At 35.5% G+C, this 16,644-nt stretch carries 15 protein-coding genes; 8 read left to right on the forward strand and 7 right to left on the reverse strand.

Annotated elements, in window-relative coordinates:
- Positions 1–26: 26 nt before the first annotated feature.
- The 5 genes from E0W73_RS02945 to E0W73_RS02965 all read left to right on the forward strand — a co-directional run bounded on the left by E0W73_RS02945 (position 27) and on the right by E0W73_RS02965 (position 8,026).
- Positions 27–2,417, forward strand: a complete 2,391-nt coding sequence (locus tag E0W73_RS02945; RefSeq protein ID WP_135220602.1) for a 3-hydroxyacyl-CoA dehydrogenase/enoyl-CoA hydratase family protein — start codon at positions 27–29, stop codon at positions 2,415–2,417.
- Between the two features lie 86 nt (positions 2,418–2,503).
- On the forward strand, positions 2,504–2,965 hold the full coding sequence (tnpA, locus tag E0W73_RS02950; protein ID WP_135220603.1) for an IS200/IS605 family transposase: 462 nt from the start codon (positions 2,504–2,506) through the stop codon (positions 2,963–2,965).
- A gap of 501 nt (positions 2,966–3,466) precedes the next feature.
- Positions 3,467–4,648 carry a thiolase family protein gene (locus E0W73_RS02955; protein ID WP_135220604.1) on the forward strand — a complete coding sequence of 394 codons (1,182 nt, stop codon included), beginning with the start codon at positions 3,467–3,469 and terminating at the stop codon, positions 4,646–4,648.
- Between the two features lie 244 nt (positions 4,649–4,892).
- Complete coding sequence (locus E0W73_RS02960) at positions 4,893–6,683, forward strand: acyl-CoA dehydrogenase family protein (protein WP_135220605.1); 1,791 nt, start codon at positions 4,893–4,895, stop codon at positions 6,681–6,683.
- A gap of 248 nt (positions 6,684–6,931) precedes the next feature.
- A complete protein-coding gene (locus E0W73_RS02965; protein ID WP_135220606.1) occupies positions 6,932–8,026 on the forward strand; it encodes a glycoside hydrolase family 18 protein in 1,095 nt (364 codons plus the stop codon).
- A gap of 433 nt (positions 8,027–8,459) precedes the next feature.
- Here the strand turns inward: E0W73_RS02965 and E0W73_RS02970 are convergent, their stop codons facing one another.
- From E0W73_RS02970 to E0W73_RS02980, 3 genes are all read right to left on the reverse strand, one after another.
- Positions 8,460–8,945 (reverse strand): hypothetical protein, encoded by a 486-nt coding sequence (locus E0W73_RS02970; RefSeq protein ID WP_135220607.1) that lies wholly within the window; start codon positions 8,943–8,945, stop codon positions 8,460–8,462.
- Positions 8,946–9,072: 127 nt separating this feature from the next.
- On the reverse strand, positions 9,073–9,591 hold the full coding sequence (locus E0W73_RS02975; protein ID WP_135220608.1) for a DUF4251 domain-containing protein: 519 nt from the start codon (positions 9,589–9,591) through the stop codon (positions 9,073–9,075).
- An 18-nt stretch (positions 9,592–9,609) separates the two neighbouring features.
- Positions 9,610–10,053: an META domain-containing protein gene (locus E0W73_RS02980; protein ID WP_135220609.1), complete on the reverse strand. Its 444-nt coding sequence runs from the start codon at positions 10,051–10,053 to the stop codon at positions 9,610–9,612.
- 214 nt (positions 10,054–10,267) lie between these two features.
- On the opposite strand from E0W73_RS02980, the gene E0W73_RS02985 reads away from it, so the two are divergent.
- Both E0W73_RS02985 and E0W73_RS02990 read left to right on the forward strand, forming a co-directional pair.
- Positions 10,268–10,795, forward strand: coding sequence for a superoxide dismutase family protein (locus E0W73_RS02985; RefSeq protein ID WP_135220610.1), 528 nt, complete (start codon positions 10,268–10,270; stop codon positions 10,793–10,795).
- Between the two features lie 118 nt (positions 10,796–10,913).
- A complete protein-coding gene (locus tag E0W73_RS02990) occupies positions 10,914–12,116 on the forward strand; it encodes an LETM1-related biofilm-associated protein (RefSeq protein WP_135220611.1) in 1,203 nt (400 codons plus the stop codon).
- A 57-nt stretch (positions 12,117–12,173) separates the two neighbouring features.
- On the opposite strand, the gene can is transcribed toward E0W73_RS02990, so the two are convergent.
- The 4 genes from can to E0W73_RS03010 all read right to left on the reverse strand — a co-directional run bounded on the left by can (position 12,174) and on the right by E0W73_RS03010 (position 15,535).
- A complete protein-coding gene (can, locus tag E0W73_RS02995) occupies positions 12,174–12,809 on the reverse strand; it encodes a carbonate dehydratase (protein WP_135220612.1) in 636 nt (211 codons plus the stop codon).
- A gap of 114 nt (positions 12,810–12,923) precedes the next feature.
- Positions 12,924–14,570: a SulP family inorganic anion transporter gene (locus tag E0W73_RS03000; protein ID WP_135220613.1), complete on the reverse strand. Its 1,647-nt coding sequence runs from the start codon at positions 14,568–14,570 to the stop codon at positions 12,924–12,926.
- Between the two features lie 78 nt (positions 14,571–14,648).
- Positions 14,649–14,933, reverse strand: coding sequence for a hypothetical protein (locus E0W73_RS03005; RefSeq protein WP_244248423.1), 285 nt, complete (start codon positions 14,931–14,933; stop codon positions 14,649–14,651).
- Between the two features lie 122 nt (positions 14,934–15,055).
- Positions 15,056–15,535, reverse strand: a complete 480-nt coding sequence (locus tag E0W73_RS03010) for a Dps family protein (protein ID WP_135220615.1) — start codon at positions 15,533–15,535, stop codon at positions 15,056–15,058.
- Positions 15,536–15,642: 107 nt separating this feature from the next.
- Here E0W73_RS03010 and E0W73_RS03015 point away from each other — a divergent pair, with 107 nt between their 5' ends.
- Positions 15,643–16,590 (forward strand): LysR substrate-binding domain-containing protein, encoded by a 948-nt coding sequence (locus E0W73_RS03015; RefSeq protein ID WP_135220616.1) that lies wholly within the window; start codon positions 15,643–15,645, stop codon positions 16,588–16,590.
- The last annotated feature ends 54 nt before the right edge of the window (positions 16,591–16,644 follow it).

The following is a 16,644-nucleotide window of genomic DNA, read 5'->3' on the forward strand; positions in this document are numbered from 1 at the left end:
TCTAGCAATAAAAACAATTAACAAATATGAAACGCACAATTAAAAAAGTTGCTGTAATTGGATCCGGAATCATGGGTTCAGGTATAGCTTGTCATTTTGCCAACATTGGTGTCGAAGTCTTACTTCTGGACATTGTACCGCGTGAACTGACCGAAGCTGAAGCTAAAAAAGGATTAACACTTGAAAGTAAAGCCGTTCGCAACCGTGTGGTAAACGAACATTTGGCGAATTCATTAAAATCAAAACCATCTCCTATTTACAGTCAGAAATTCGCTAGCCGAATCACTACTGGAAATACGAATGATGATATGGCAAAAATTGCTAATGTTGACTGGATTATCGAAGTTGTTGTTGAACGTTTGGACATCAAGAAATTGGTTTTTGAACAAATCGACAAATTCCGTAAACCGGGAACTTTGGTTACTTCTAACACTTCTGGTATTCCAATTCATTTTATGAGTGAAGGAAGAAGCGAAGATTTTCAACAACACTTCTGCGGAACACACTTTTTTAACCCTGCGCGTTACTTAAAATTATTTGAAATTATTCCTGGTCCAAAAACTTCAAAAGAGGTATTGGATTTCTTAAACGAATACGGTTCTAAATTCTTAGGAAAAACTTCGGTTGTGGCTAAAGATACTCCGGCGTTTATTGGAAACAGAATTGGTATTTACGGAATCCAAAGTTTATTCCATTTAGTGAAAGAAATGGGATTAACGATTGAAGAAGTTGATAAATTGACAGGTCCGGTTATTGGTCGTCCAAAATCGGCTACTTTCCGTACCGTTGACGTTGTTGGTTTGGATACTTTGGTACACGTTGCCAACGGTATTTACGAAAACTGTCCGAACGACGAACAACATGAATTATTCAAACTTCCTGATTTCATTAACAAAATGATGGAAAATAATTGGTTAGGAAGCAAAACTGGACAAGGTTTCTACAAAAAAGTAGATAAAGACATTCTTTCTTTAGACTTAGATACATTAGAATATAGAGCAGCAAAAAAAGCAAATTTTGCCACTTTAGAATTAACTAAAACTATCGATAAACCAATCAATCGTTTTAAAGTTTTAGTAAAAGGAACTGACAAAGCGGGAGAATTCTACCGTAAGAGTTTCGCCGGAATGTTTGCTTACGTTTCAAACAGAGTTCCTGAAATCACAGACGAATTCTACAAAATTGACGACGCTATGAAAGCTGGTTTTGGATGGGAAAATGGTCCATTCGAAATCTGGGATGCCATTGGTGTTGAAAAAGGAATCGAAATCATGAAAGCAGAAGGTTTAGAGCCTGCTGCATGGGTAAACGAAATGTTAGCTTCTGGAAGCAGCAGTTTTTATACTGTAAAAGAAGGCGCTACTTATTTCTACGATATTCCAACAAAATCACAAGTTAAAGTTCCTGGACAGGATTCATTTATTATTCTGAACAACATTCGCGAAAGCAAAAAAGTTTGGAGCAACAGTGGCGCTATTATCCAAGATTTAGGAGACGGAATCTTAAACTTAGAATTCCAATCTAAGATGAATACCATTGGTGGTGATGTTCTTTCGGCAATCAATAAAGCAATTGAATTGGCAGAAAAAGAACATCAAGGTTTAGTTATTGGTAACCAAGCAGCGAATTTCTCTGTTGGTGCTAATATCGGAATGATTTTCATGATGGCAGTTGAGCAGGAATACGACGAATTGAATATGGCAATCAAATTGTTCCAAGACACGATGATGCGTGTTCGTTACTCTTCTATTCCAGTTGTGGTGGCACCTCACGGAATGACTTTCGGTGGCGGATGTGAAATGAGCTTACATGCTGATAAAGTGGTTGCAGCTGCAGAAACTTACATGGGATTAGTGGAATTTGGTGTTGGAGTTATCCCTGGTGGTGGTGGTTCTAAAGAAATGACTTTAAGAGCCTCAGATTTATTCCGTAAAAACGATGTGGAATTAAACGTTCTTCAAGAATATTTCTTAACAATCGCAATGGCTAAAGTTTCGACTTCTGGTTATGAAGCTTTTGACACTGGACTTTTACAACACGGAAAAGATGTTATTGTAGTAAATAAAGATCGTCAGATTGCTGAAGCTAAAAAACATGCGTTGTTAATGGCAGAAGCGGGTTATACGCAACCTATCAGAAGAAATGATATTAAAGTTCTAGGAAAACAAGCTTTAGGTATGTTCTTAGTGGGAACTGACCAAATGCAGGCTGGAAAATACATTTCTGAGCACGACAAGAAAATTGCTAACAAACTTGCCTACGTAATGGCTGGAGGTGATTTATCTGAAGCTACTTTAGTATCTGAACAATATTTATTAGATATCGAACGTGAAGCTTTCTTGAGTTTATGTACAGAACGCAAGACTTTAGAAAGAATCCAGTACATGTTGACTAAAGGAAAACCACTTAGAAACTAAAAGCCTCGTAGAGGCATCCTGTTTGTAGAAAATGAAATGATTTTTGGTTCAGCTCCGTAGGAGCGACCTGTTTTAAAACGAATTTTATGGCTAATACCTATTCACAAATTTACATTCAAATTGTTTTCGCAGTAAAAAGCAGAGAAAATTTGATAAAAAAAGAAAACCGTGAAGAACTACATAAATTCATAACAGGTATTGTTTCAAACAGAGGACAAAAATTATTATCCATTTTTGCAATGCCAGATCACGTTCATATTTTGATTGGAATGAAACCAAACCTTTCATTATCAGATTTGGTCAGAGATATTAAAGCTGGATCATCAAAATTTATTAATGATAGCAAGTGGATTAATACAAAATTTAATTGGCAAGAAGGATTTGGAGCTTTTTCTTATTCAAAGAGCCATTTAGATAATGTGGTGAAATATATTCTAAATCAAGAAGAGCATCATAAAAAACAAACATTTAAAGAAGAATATCTTTCATTTTTAGAAAAATTTGAAATTGATTATGACGAAAAATATTTGTTTGATTGGGTTGAATAACAAACGGGTTGGTAAAACAGGTCGCTCCTACGGAGCTTGTAAACATATACCTAAATTAATGCTACAAACAGTAGGCCTCTCCGAGGCAACTAGAGCAGAAATAATGTATGTAAATTTAAATAGCCTCGGAGAGGCAATCTGTTTGTAGCAGCAATAATGTATGTAAATTTAAATAGCCTCGGAGAGGCAATCTGTTTGTAGCAGCAATAATGTATGCAAATTTAAATAGCCTCGGAGAGGCAATCCGTTTGTAGCAGCAATAATGTATGCAAATTTAAATAGCCTCGGAGAGGCAATCTGTTTGTAGCAGCAATAATGTATGTAAATTTAAATAGCCTCGTAGAGGCAATCCGTTTGTAGCAGCAATAATGTATGTAAATTTAAATAAGCCTCGGGGAGGCAATCTGTTTGTAGAAAATATAATTTAAATGATACGATTAGCTCCTTAGGAGCGACCTATAAAAACATCAAAAACAAAAACAAAAACAAAAACAAAAACAAATGAAAACAGCATATATAGTTAAAGCTTACCGTACAGCGGTAGGAAAAGCACCTAAAGGCGTATTTCGTTTCAAACGTCCTGATGAATTAGCAGCAGAAACCATTCAGTTTATGATGGACGAACTGCCTAATTTTGACAAAAAACGAATCGACGACGTTATGGTAGGAAATGCCATGCCGGAAGCAGAACAAGGTTTGAACGTTGGACGTTTAATTTCTTTGATGGGATTAAAAGTGGAAGATGTTCCTGGTGTTACAGTAAACCGTTACTGTGCATCTGGACTAGAAACTATCGGAATGGCAACTGCTAAAATCCAATCAGGAATGGCAGATTGCATCATTGCGGGTGGTGCAGAAAGTATGAGTTATATTCCGATGGGAGGTTACAAACCAACTCCAGATTATAAAGTTGCGGCGGCAGGTCACGAAGATTACTACTGGGGAATGGGTTTAACTGCCGAAGCGGTGGCTAACCAATACAAAATCTCTAGAGAAGACCAGGATGAGTTTGCGTACAACTCTCACATGAAAGCATTGAAAGCTCAGGCAGAAGGAAAATTCGACAAACAAATCGTTCCGATTACTGTTGAGCAGACTTTCATCAATGAAAATGGGAAAAAAGAAACTAAATCATACGTTGTAAATAAAGACGAAGGACCAAGAGCTGGAACTTCTAAAGAAGCTTTAGCAGGACTAAAACCCGTTTTCGCTGCTGACGGAAGTGTAACGGCTGGTAACTCTTCTCAAATGAGCGACGGTGCCGCTTTCGTTTTAATCATGAGCGAAGAAATGGTAAAAGAATTAAACCTTGAGCCAATTGCACGTTTGGTAAACTTTGCTTCTTCTGGTGTTGAACCAAGAATTATGGGTATCGGGCCCGTAAAAGCAATCCCGAAAGCACTGAAACAAGCTGGATTAGAATTAAAAGATATTGACTTAGTAGAATTAAACGAAGCTTTTGCTTCTCAGTCTTTGGCAGTAATTCGCGAGTTAGGCTTGAATCCAGATATCGTAAACGTAAATGGTGGAGCAATTGCTTTAGGTCACCCTCTAGGATGTACAGGTGCTAAACTTTCTGTTCAGTTATTCGACGAAATGAAACGCAGAGGTAATAAATACGGAATCGTTTCGATGTGTGTTGGGACTGGGCAAGGAAGCGCTGGAATTTACGAGGTATTATAAGAGAGTATTATTAAGTAAAGTATACGTTCAGTTTGTCATTTCGAGGAACGAGAAATCGCACTAGTATTTCGACAAAGTAACCATACAGTTTGTCATTCCGAGGAACGAGGAATCTCCGCGACAATAATCCTCAAAGTTTGTCAATCGATGTGGAGCTACTTGCGGAGATTTCTCCTTCGTCGAAATGACAAGATTAAGGATAAATGCATAAATAAAAAGATACTAAAACAAAAAAATAAAAGTCATGAGCGACAAAACAAGAGGAGGTCAATTCCTAGTTAAAGAAACAAAATGCGAGGACATCTTTACTCCTGAAGATTTCTCGGAAGAGCAGTTAATGATGCGTGACTCTGTAAAAGAGTTCGTAGACAAAGAATTATGGGCGCATAAAGATCGTTTTGAGAAAAAAGATTATGCTTATACAGAAGCTTCGATGCGTAAAGCAGGTGAACTTGGACTTCTTGGAGTTGCAGTTCCTGAAGAATACGGCGGATTAGGAATGGGATTTGTTTCTACTATGCTGGTTTGCGACTACATTTCTGGAGCAACAGGTTCGTTCTCAACTGCTTTTGGTGCTCATACCGGAATTGGAACAATGCCAATTACACTTTACGGAACTGAAGAACAAAAGAAAAAATACGTTCCGAAATTGGCTTCTGGAGAGTGGTTTGGTGCTTATTGCTTAACGGAACCAGGTGCAGGATCTGATGCAAACTCAGGAAAAACAAAAGCGGTTTTATCTGAAGACGGAACTCATTATTTAATTACTGGACAAAAAATGTGGATTTCGAATGCTGGTTTCTGCAGCTTATTCATCGTTTTTGCTCGTATTGGAGATGATAAAAACATTACAGGTTTCATCGTAGAAAACGATCCTTCAAACGGAATTTCTATGAATGAAGAAGAGCATAAATTAGGAATCCGTGCTTCTTCTACTCGTCAGGTTTTCTTTAACGAAACAAAAGTTCCGGTTGAAAACATGTTGTCTGAAAGAGGAAACGGTTTTAAAATCGCAATGAATGCCTTAAATGTTGGCCGTATCAAATTGGCTGCTGCTTGTTTAGATGCTCAAAGAAGAGTGACTTCTGGAGCGGTAAAATATGCTAACGAAAGAATTCAGTTTAACACTCCTATTGCATCTTTTGGCGCTATCCGTTCTAAATTAGCTGAAATGGCAACTAACGCTTATGCTGGAGAAAGTGCTTCTTACCGTGCTGCAAAAGACATCGAAGACAGAATCGCTGCTCGTGAAGCCGAAGGAACTTCTCACCAAGAAGCAGAATTAAAAGGAGTTGAAGAATATGCTATCGAGTGTTCTATCTTGAAAGTAGCCGTTTCTGAAGACGTTCAAAACTGTTCTGACGAAGGTATTCAGGTTTTTGGCGGAATGGGATTCTCTGAAGATACTCCAATGGAAAGTGCTTGGAGAGACGCTCGTATCGCTCGTATCTACGAAGGTACAAACGAAATCAACAGAATGCTTTCTGTAGGTATGCTGATCAAAAAGGCGATGAAAGGACACGTTGATTTATTGGGGCCAGCAATGAAAGTTCAGGAAGAATTAATGGGAATTCCATCTTTTGATACTCCGGACTACTCTGAATTATTCTCTGAAGAAAAAGTAATCGTGGCTAACTTGAAAAAAGTTTTCTTAATGGTTGCCGGAAGCGCTGTTCAAAAATACGGTCCAGAATTAGACTCTCATCAACAGTTATTAATGGCTGCTGCCGATATCTTAATCGAAATCTACATGGCTGAAAGTACAATTTTGAGAACTGAGAAATTGGCTAAAAAAGAAGGTGAAGATAAAGTACAAGAGCAAATCGCTATGGCAAAATTATACTTGTACAAAGCGGTTGATATCGTAAACTTAAGAGGAAAAGAGGGAATCGCTTCTTTCTCTGAAGGTGACGAACAACGTATGATGTTAATGGGACTTAAACGTTTCACTAAATATACTAATCTGCCAAATGTTGTGGCACTTAGAGAAAAAATTGCAGAAAAATTAGTTGCAGAAAACACTTACTGCTTCTAATTTCAAAATAGTTTTTAGCTTTTAATTTGTTATAATCCCGCACAAGTCCGAAACTGTGCGGGTTTATTTTTGGACATCATTTTTCTAAACAGTATAAAACTCAGCCCTAATTCTTTAGTTTGCATTTGCAATATTTTTGCACCAATTTGCAAAAAATTCGTTAAATAATACTCTAGGGGATAATCGCATTGCTAAATATCGAATCTAATGTTTTAATTTTAGCATTCTAAAACTTCAAAAAACAAAAAATGAAACAAATTAACCTAATTGCAATTTTACTTCTCAGCGTTTTTACGTCGAATACATTTGCCCAGAAAAACAAAAAAATGGATATTATCGCTTACTACACAGGCGATGCCAACTTAATTGATCAATATGAGGTCAATAAATTAAATCAAATTATTTTCAGCTTTTGCCATTTAAAGAATGGCAAATTGAGTGTCGACTCCTCTAAAGATTCTGTCACAATAAAAAAATTGGTTTCTTTAAAATCTAAGAACCCACAGCTTAAAGTGGTGCTTTCTCTAGGAGGCTGGGGAGGCTGTGAGCCTTGTTCGCAAGCTTTTTCAACAGCAGAAGGCAGATTGACTTTTGCTAAATCAGTTAAAGAAGTTACTGATTATTTTAAAGTCGATGGTTTAGATCTAGATTGGGAATATCCTGCAATTGAAGGTCTTCCGGGGCATTTATACCAAGCTGTCGACAAACCAAATTTCACTGAACTGTTAAAGATTCTGCGCAGCACATTAGGAAAAAAATACGAGTTAAGCTTTGCAGCAGGAGGTTTCCAAAAATATCTAGACGAGTCTATAGATTGGAAAGCAGTTACTCCATTGGTAAACCGCATCAATATTATGAGTTACGATTTGGTAAATGGATATTCTCAAGTTACGGGGCATCACACACCATTGTATAGTACAAATCCAAACGAAGAATCTACAGATCGTGCGGTCACTTATTTATTAAAACAAGGTGTTCCCGCTGAAAAACTTGTAATTGGTGGTGCCTTTTATACTAGACAATGGATCAATGTTGAAAATATCAACAATGGATTATACCAAGCAGGAAAACACGTTGAAGGAGTCAATTTCAAAGATTATGCTAAAACATATACTGAAGCAAACGGATGGAAATATTTTTATGATGAAAAAGCACAGGCTCCTTATTGGTACAATGCTAAAACCAAAACTTTTGCAACATCTGATGATATTAAATCTATCAAAGCTAAAACAGAATATGTAAAGTCTAAAAAGCTTGGAGGTATTATGTTTTGGGAACTCACATTAGACAGTCCGAAAAACGGAATGGTGAATGCAATTTATGAACTGAAAAATTCAAAGTAAGCATTAAAAAGGGGAATCATTTATAAAAAATTGATTCCCCTATTTTTATTGTAATAGTAACCCGTTGGGTGAAATTATTTTTTTCCAATTGCATTACATCAGCTTAGAAATAAATCTGTCTAAATCTAATCTGTATTAATCTGCGTGAAAAATTTATAAGCAAAAGGATTTCATGCCTATTTTAGCAGATCAATGAGATTTAATGTCTTGAATGAAGCTATTGATAATACTAATCTAATTTAACCCGTTGGGTGTAATTAAAAAATAAAAGCATTTTAACACATAGAAGCATAGTTTTTTTGCCGAAAAAAGAAAATGGAAGAAACAAGTTTCCACACATACCTAAACTATGTGCATTTAGACTAGTGAAACGCCTTTTTTAAGTTTAGTCAAACTATGTTTCTGTGTGTTGAAAATAATTTCACCCAACGAGTTAATTTACTTTGGTTTTATCGAGCTCTCCAATAAATGGTATTGCTTCTAAAATTTCGCTTCGAATTATGGTTTGCAGATACACCTCAAGCTGAATAAATTTGGCCGCATTTATAGCTCCAATCGCTTTTTTTGCCTGATGGTAAGTTTTAGTGTAAAGTTTCTCGTAGGCAATATGATTCTTAAGGGTTCCCTTGGCTAATTCGTCAGCCTTAGCATCAGTAAGTGTTTCATAATTAGCAGCATAATCATTAATTAACTGAAATTTAATCTGCCCAAGAGCTTTTCGTTCTGTTTCATAACTGTCATAAACTTTAGTAAAAGCCACTGATTGTTCATCAGACAAATTCATGTATTGCTTTACGAGTTCACTCTTAGTTTTACCATAAACGCTCTGAACCACTTCCACATCCTCTTTATAAGAAGACTGCGCATAAGATGAAAATGAGGTTGCCACCAAAATAAAAAGAATACTTAGTTTTTTCATAATGCTAGATTTTTTTGTTCATAAATACACCTAATCAAATATACTGATTTACAACACACTAACACTAAAAAAACTAAGAAAATAAACACAATTCTACAGAATACAATTCAGATTAAGAAATTGCCACTCAATTATTTACATCGGTTTTTGGAGCACTTATTTCCCCATCATAAGAAATCGAAGCACGGTTGTTGCTTATTACTGTCAGTGTAGCTTTTCCGTTAGCAAAAATTGAGAAAGTCAAATTATAAACATCATTTTTACCTTTTACAACAGCTTTCAGATTCCAACCATTTTTTTTCTCACTTACTTTTATATCCTCAGGCTTACCTTCAAACTTGATGCCTCCATCGTTTCCATAACCTACATTAAATCCGCGTCCAAAAAAAGGCAGGTCGCAGGTTGTTTTTTCAGTATTAAACTTTAAAAAATAAGTATTATAGTCTAATTGTATAAGACGTCCGCCTTGTGGCGTAAGTTGTTGCGCTTCAAAAACAAAATTCTTAGCATCTATTAGGCTCTTTATTTTTTGTTTTTGCTGTTGTTCTCTTTCCGCTTTAAGTTCTTTTTTAGATTTTTCCTGAGCATTTATCACATTATTTAAAAACAATGATAAGAGTAAAATAATAGCAAACTTCCTTTTCATAATCCTTATTGTTTTGAGTTAATTTTTTATTTTTTTTGCAAAGCGCATAGTCGCAATATCGCCAGAAATAAAATTCAAAGTTTTTCCGTCATCGCTTATATCGTATGAGGTTACTTTTTGCAAAGTATTCATATAAACCTGTTCGCCTTGGCCGTCTAGACACATCATTTTGGTCATTGCCATGGGCTGCGTAAAATCGATTTTGTTTGCTTCTACAACAAGTTTTCCTGTATAAGAATTACAGCTGCCGTTTCCAGAAACCTTCTTTTCTTTCAAATCAAAGCTTATAGTAGGTTTTTTATTGGGATAAAGCCCCTCAAAAGTTATCCTAGGACCTGTTATATAAGTAAGCTCCCAATGCCCTTCAAGTTTAGAAACCGAATCATTTTTTTTGTCTTTCGTACAATTGCAGGAAAAGAATATCGTAGAAAGAAAAACAACAGCAAAAATATTTTTCATCATAACATCAAGAGTTTAAATATAAACGAATTACAGCTAGTCGTTTTCCAAAAATGTCTCGAAAAACATCCTCTAATTTAAGGATTATTTTCTGTTTTTTTGAACTCTATCCAACTAAATTTTATGTGCTTAGTTTGACTTTTTTTTAACTTTTAGAGTTAATTAATTCAGTTATTTTATGTTAAATTTACTTAATCTATAATTTAAAGCCTTTATTATGAAAAAAATCATCGTCTCATTCGCTATACTTACAGCCTTAATTATTGGTTGTAAGACCAGTACAAAATCAAATGATGCCAAAGTGTTGACCGTGGCATTAGAGCCAAAAAGCAACACTTCAGTTGGCGGTACAGCAGTTTTTACCGAAAAAAACGGCAAAGTAACTTTTACAGCAAAAATCACTGGATTACAACCGGGAGTTCATGCCATACACATTCACGAAAAAGCAGATTGTAGCGCTGCCGATGGAAGTTCTGCAGCAGGACACTGGAATCCGACTTTTAAAAAGCATGGAAAATGGGGTTCTGCAGAATATCATAAAGGTGATATCGGAAACTTTACAGCAGATGCAAAAGGAAACGGAACAATTACTCTTACGACAGATGAATGGTGTATAGGATGTGGAGACGCCAGCAAAGATGTTTTAGGAAAAGGTCTAATCGTACACGCAGGAGCAGATGACTTTACTACGCAACCAACTGGAGACGCAGGTGGCAGAGTTGCTTGTGCTGGACTGATTAAGTAGAAATAATCGACAAAAAGTTTGATAACCACTATTTTTAACAAAAAGTAGTGGTTATTTCATTTAAAATTAATTCAGAAACAAGAAAAAGATATAGCTTTGCATCAGCAAAATTAAGTCAATGATTAATCCATCAGCACACGGCTGGATCGATAAATTCTTTAGTGAACAGAAGTTTTCAGAAGCGATTCCTGTTGAGACTCCAGATTCCTTTTACTATAAAGTAAGAGAAACAGGCTTTATTTACGGACATATCATCGCAATTGATTCACAGGTTCCAATTCCGATTAAGGGCTGGTTTAAAACCGAAATTTCTAAAGTTGCGCTTTTAAACACGCTTTACCACGTTTTTTGTTTGGAAAAAAGAAATTCTGAACCCAAAAATTTTATATCTGAAGTCTTAAAGTTTTACAAAGAAATGAGTCCTGAGGGATTCAACTTGTTTAAAATTTTGCTGCCTAAGGATACTCCTTCGTTATCCTTAGAAAACATTATTGATGAAAGAGTGCAGACCAACGACAGCATCATCAGTAAAAACTTTTCGCATTTAGTTACAAATGCGCTTTTGTTTATTGATGTTCTCGCGTTTAGAAAATACTTAGAACATGGAGAAATTCCAGAAAAATACTTAAAAAGAATCGAAGAAACCGTTCTAGGAATTGTTGGACTGGCATTAAAAACTAAAACCGTTAAGTCGCAACATGACGACTTATTGATTAAACTTTTTGAAGCTTCAATTCGTTACTCTAAATTCTCTAAGGTTACAGTTGAAACGCTCGAAACATTGCAACTGGATTATTTTCAGAACAAACTAGAACAATATTACTTAATCGACATGGCCGGAATGGCTTTATGGAGCGATGGTGTTGTAGAAAATGAAGAATCCTATTTTTTGTATTCCTTAGGATCAACAATGGGAGTATCAGATGATTTTGTTACTAAAAGCATCGATACAACCAATAATTTCATTACCACTCATAAACACAAAATTCCGTATTTTAATTATTCAAATCCGGTAAAGCATTTTTACGACCAAATGACGCACAGCGTTATGAAATTAATTGTAAGAAACAAAAACAGGTTGATTAAGGAAATCGTTCAGAGTAAAGAGTTAATGGTCTTATTGGCCCTTTCTACCACTCGTGATTTGGATCCCAAAGAGAAAAAGAAAGTAAAAAAACAGCTTTTGGATATTTGCAAAACTATTCCGTCACTGACTATATTTTTACTTCCTGGCGGAAGTTTATTGCTGCCTATATTAATCAAGTTTATCCCAACCATGCTTCCGTCAGCATTTAATGAAAACTTAGATGAAAATGAATAATAAAAAAATCGCCTTTTGAAATAGGGCGATTTTTTTATATCTGCAAATCAGATTATTTTAAAGATCCAATTGATAAACTGCATCCAACTCTTCGTTTGAGCTAATAGTTACATTTAAATCTGTTACAAATCCAGAATTTAATCCGTAAACCCATCCGTGAAGCATTAAATCTTGTCCGTTTTTCCATGCGCCTTGCACAATCGAAGTTTTTGCTAAGTTGTAAACCTGTTCTTTAGCATTAATTTCTACAAAAGCATTAAAACGCTCCGTTTCATCTTCAATCGAATTTAGATATTTATCATGCAAACGGTATTCATCTTTAATATGACGCAACCAGTTATCGATAATTCCGACAGACTGGTTTCCCATTGCCGCTTTTACACCACCACAGCCGTAATGTCCGCAAACAATAATATGCTTTATTTTCAGAACATTTACTGCGTAATCTAGTACGCTTAGCATATTCATATCAGAGTGAACAACCATATTTGCAATATTACGGTGCACGAAAACTTCTCCTGGTTTTGCACCTACAATTTCGTTTGCAGGAACACGGCTATCAGAACATCCAATCCATAATAATGGCGGTTGTTGTCCTTTTGCTAAATCGGCAAAATAATTAGGGTCTTTTGCTAATGAATTTTCAACCCACTTTTTATTATTCTCTAATAACTGCTCATAAAATTTTCTCATTTCCTTATTTTTTGTGTGGTAATTTCTAAATGTATAATAGTCTCAAAAAATGAACTTGATGTAAAGTTACCTAAATTTTGAGATTTCTTTTGCTTAAAAAGCATCTTAATTTAATTACTCTTCCTTAATAACTTCTTTGTGAACCACTTCTCTTTTCGCTACATCATAATAATGTTCTATAGTAACATGATTATTGTTTTCTGGCGTATTTTCTAGTTCGTAAGCCTCTTTAAAACCTTTCAGCTTGACTTTGATATTTTCGTCGATTGCTCTGGTTTCTTTGAATTCACGAATCAAATCTAAGACATCATGAGCAATATATTCTGTATCATGAGCATTGATAATGACTTTAGAGTTTTCCGGAATTTCATTTAGAGTCTGCTTTATGGCCGCTTTATTCAAAAATGAAACTTCCTGTGCCAAATCGATATGAATAATGTCGCCATCTTCGTATTCTTCTTTTTTGAAGACATAAGCTCTTTTTAAGTTACCTCTCAAAACAAAAATGATACTGATGATGATTCCCAGTGCAACACCTTTAAGCAAATCGGTGGCAACCACAAAAACCAAAGTTGCAATAAAAGGGACAAACTGATATTTTCCTTTTTTCCAAAAATGTATAAAAGCGGCCGGTTTCGCTAATTTATAACCAACCAAAATCAGCACGGTCGCCAATGTCGCCAATGGAATCTTATTCAAAATAGTCGGAATAGACAATACACTTATCAACAATAAAATACCGTGAATAATCGCAGACAGTTTAGATTTTGCTCCTGCATTATTATTAGCAGATGACCTCACTACAACAGATGTCATTGGAAGGCCTCCTAATAGAGAACTCACGATATTACCAACACCTTGAGCTCTAAGCTCGACGTTTGTGTTCGTATAACGTTTTTGCACATCCATTCTATCGGTAGCTTCAATACACAAAAGCGTTTCGATAGAAGCAACAACTGCAATCGTAGCAGCAACTACCCAAACTTTTGGATTTGCCACAGCGGTAAAATCCGGCAAAATCAGAATTGATTTAAAATCATCGAAAGATTTTGGAACCGGCAAAGAAACCAAGTGTTCTTTTGCAATTGCCAAAGGACTTCCTGTCGAGATGAACACTTCATTTAAGACCACTCCAGCAATAACAGCTATTAAGGCTCCTGGCACTAGTTTTATTCTTTTTAAAAACGAAACTTTATCCCAAGCCAGTAAAATTGCTAATGAAACTACAGATACCACGACAGCTCCCATATGTATGTGGTTTAGAACATCAAACAAAAACGAAAACGAATTGCTTCCATCATTTTGAATAAAAGCTTGATCACCTTCATAATCTGCATCATAACCAAACGCGTGCGGAATTTGTTTTAAAATAATGATAATCCCTATACCCGCTAGCATTCCTTCGATCACATTGGTCGGAAAATAATTTGAGATACTTCCCGCTTTTAAAAATCCTAACGCTAATTGAATTAATCCAGCAATAAAAACAGACATTAAAAATACATCAAAAGCACCTAAATCAGTTATAGCGGTTAAAACAATAGCGGTTAACCCAGCAGCTGGACCTGATACGCTGATATGCGACTGGCTCAAATATCCTACAACGATACCCCCCACGACACCAGCGATAATTCCAGAAAATAATGGTGCTCCAGAAGCCATCGCAATACCTAGACACAATGGAAGAGCCACCAAAAAAACCACTAAACCTGAGGCAAAATCAGATTTAAGGTTGGCAAAAAGATTGATTTTTTTTGTCATAATACAATACTAAAAAATTATTCACTAAAGATTTGCCACATTCATAAAAATGCAGCTAAGGTCAAAATAATTGAAGCATTATACTAAATTGGGAGGTGGAGCAAAGATGCTCGGAGAAATATTGTCTAGTTTTACAATATTTTCAGAAATAATGGTTTTCTTCTCGATGCAAACCGCCATCAGGATTTCGTGTTCTAATATCACGGGATGCACTGCCGCCTTAAGTTCTTTATGCGCTTGTTCTTCTTCGGAAAAACTGAAAGACAAAGCCGTATTATTGCTTTTCTTAATCGCTTGGACAATGGTCGGAGTCGATAAGAAGGCAATAAATATGACTAATAATATGCGCGCAAGTACTTTCATCAAGACAAAAATAACGTTAAACAAATAAAATCAAAGAGATTTTCATAGAAATTTAACAATAATAAAAAAGCAGAATGCAATTTTCATTCCATTCTGCTATTAAATCCTTAAAAAACAAATATTTACAGCGTCTCTTCCAACCAGGCATTCATCATCCAGATTGTTTTTTCCTGCTCTGCAATAAAATCACTCATCATCGAATTGGTTCCTTCGTCGTTGATTTCGCCTGATTTGTTTAATATTTCTCTTTCAATTTTCAGAAGGTCAGACAACGAATTCACGATGAGTTGCACGGCTTTTTCGTCGTTAGAAATATTTTTACCCACCGTCAATTTATTATTCTTTACATAATCTTCAAAAGTATGCAGCGGTGTTCCTCCTATTGTCAAAACTCTTTCGGCTATCAAATCGATTTTTAATTGTGCATCGGTGTATAATTCTTCAAACTTAACATGCAGGTCAAAGAAACGTTTCCCACGGATGTTCCAATGAATTCCTCTCAAATTCTGGTAATACACTTGGAAATTCGACAATAATATATTTAATTCTTGAACCAATAATTCTGATTCTTTTACTGGTAATCCTAAGATATTTGTTTTCATAATGTACTTTTTAATCCTAATTTACTACAAATTTAGAGCTTCTCCTATAGTTTATATATAATAAAAAATTATATTTACTTATTTTTGCATCAAAAATTACTATTAAAATGACTATAACTCAATTGCAATATGTATTAGCTGTTGCCGAACATAAAAACTTCACACTAGCAGCCGAAAAATGTTTTGTAACCCAGCCTACTTTAAGTATGCAGATACAGAAGATTGAAGAAGAACTAAATATTTTGATTTTCGACCGAAGCAAAAAACCGATTCAACTGACCGATATTGGTCAGAAAATTGTCAATCAGGCTAAAAATATTGTTAATGAGGCCGACCGAATTAAAGATATCGTAGAACAACAAAAAGGGTTTATAGGCGGAGAGTTTAGGTTAGGCATAATTCCGACCATCATGCCTACACTGCTGCCGATGTTTCTGAATAACTTTATTAAAAAATATCCAAAGGTTAAACTTCTGATTGAAGAGCTAAATACAGAAGAAATTATTATCAAACTAAAAAACGGGCATCTTGATGCAGCAATTGCCGCAACGCCGCTTGAAGATGAAAAAATAAAAGAAATAGTTTTATACTTTGAACCTTTTGTGGCTTATATACCAGAAAGCCACAGCAGTTTTCAGAAAGATGAAATCGAAGTTTCTGATTTGAACCTGAATGAGATACTTCTTTTACAGGACGGGCATTGCTTTAGAGACGGAATTTTGAATTTATGCAAAAACACCTCTGATATTGACCAAAACAATTTTCAGATTGAAAGTGGCAGCTTTGAGACGTTAATAAAATTAGCCGACGAGGGATTAGGCACTACATTACTTCCGTATCTACATACCTTAGACTTAAAAGATTCTGACAAACTCAAACTCCGAAATTTTAAAGAACCAAAGCCTGCACGCGAAGTAAGTCTGATTTACCCTAAGAGCGAATTAAAAATGCAAATCATTGACGCACTCAGATCCACAATTGCAGGAGTTGTAAAGGGAGCAATTGTTTTTCAGAATGTTCAGATTATTAGTCCGCTGCAAAAGAAAGCGCAATAAAAAAGGAGCCGTTTATTGCACTGCCCCCAAAAAGTTAGACACTATTTGGGGGCA

It is taken from the genome of Flavobacterium foetidum, assembly GCF_004634245.1.
GTDB classification, from domain to species: domain Bacteria; phylum Bacteroidota; class Bacteroidia; order Flavobacteriales; family Flavobacteriaceae; genus Flavobacterium; species Flavobacterium foetidum.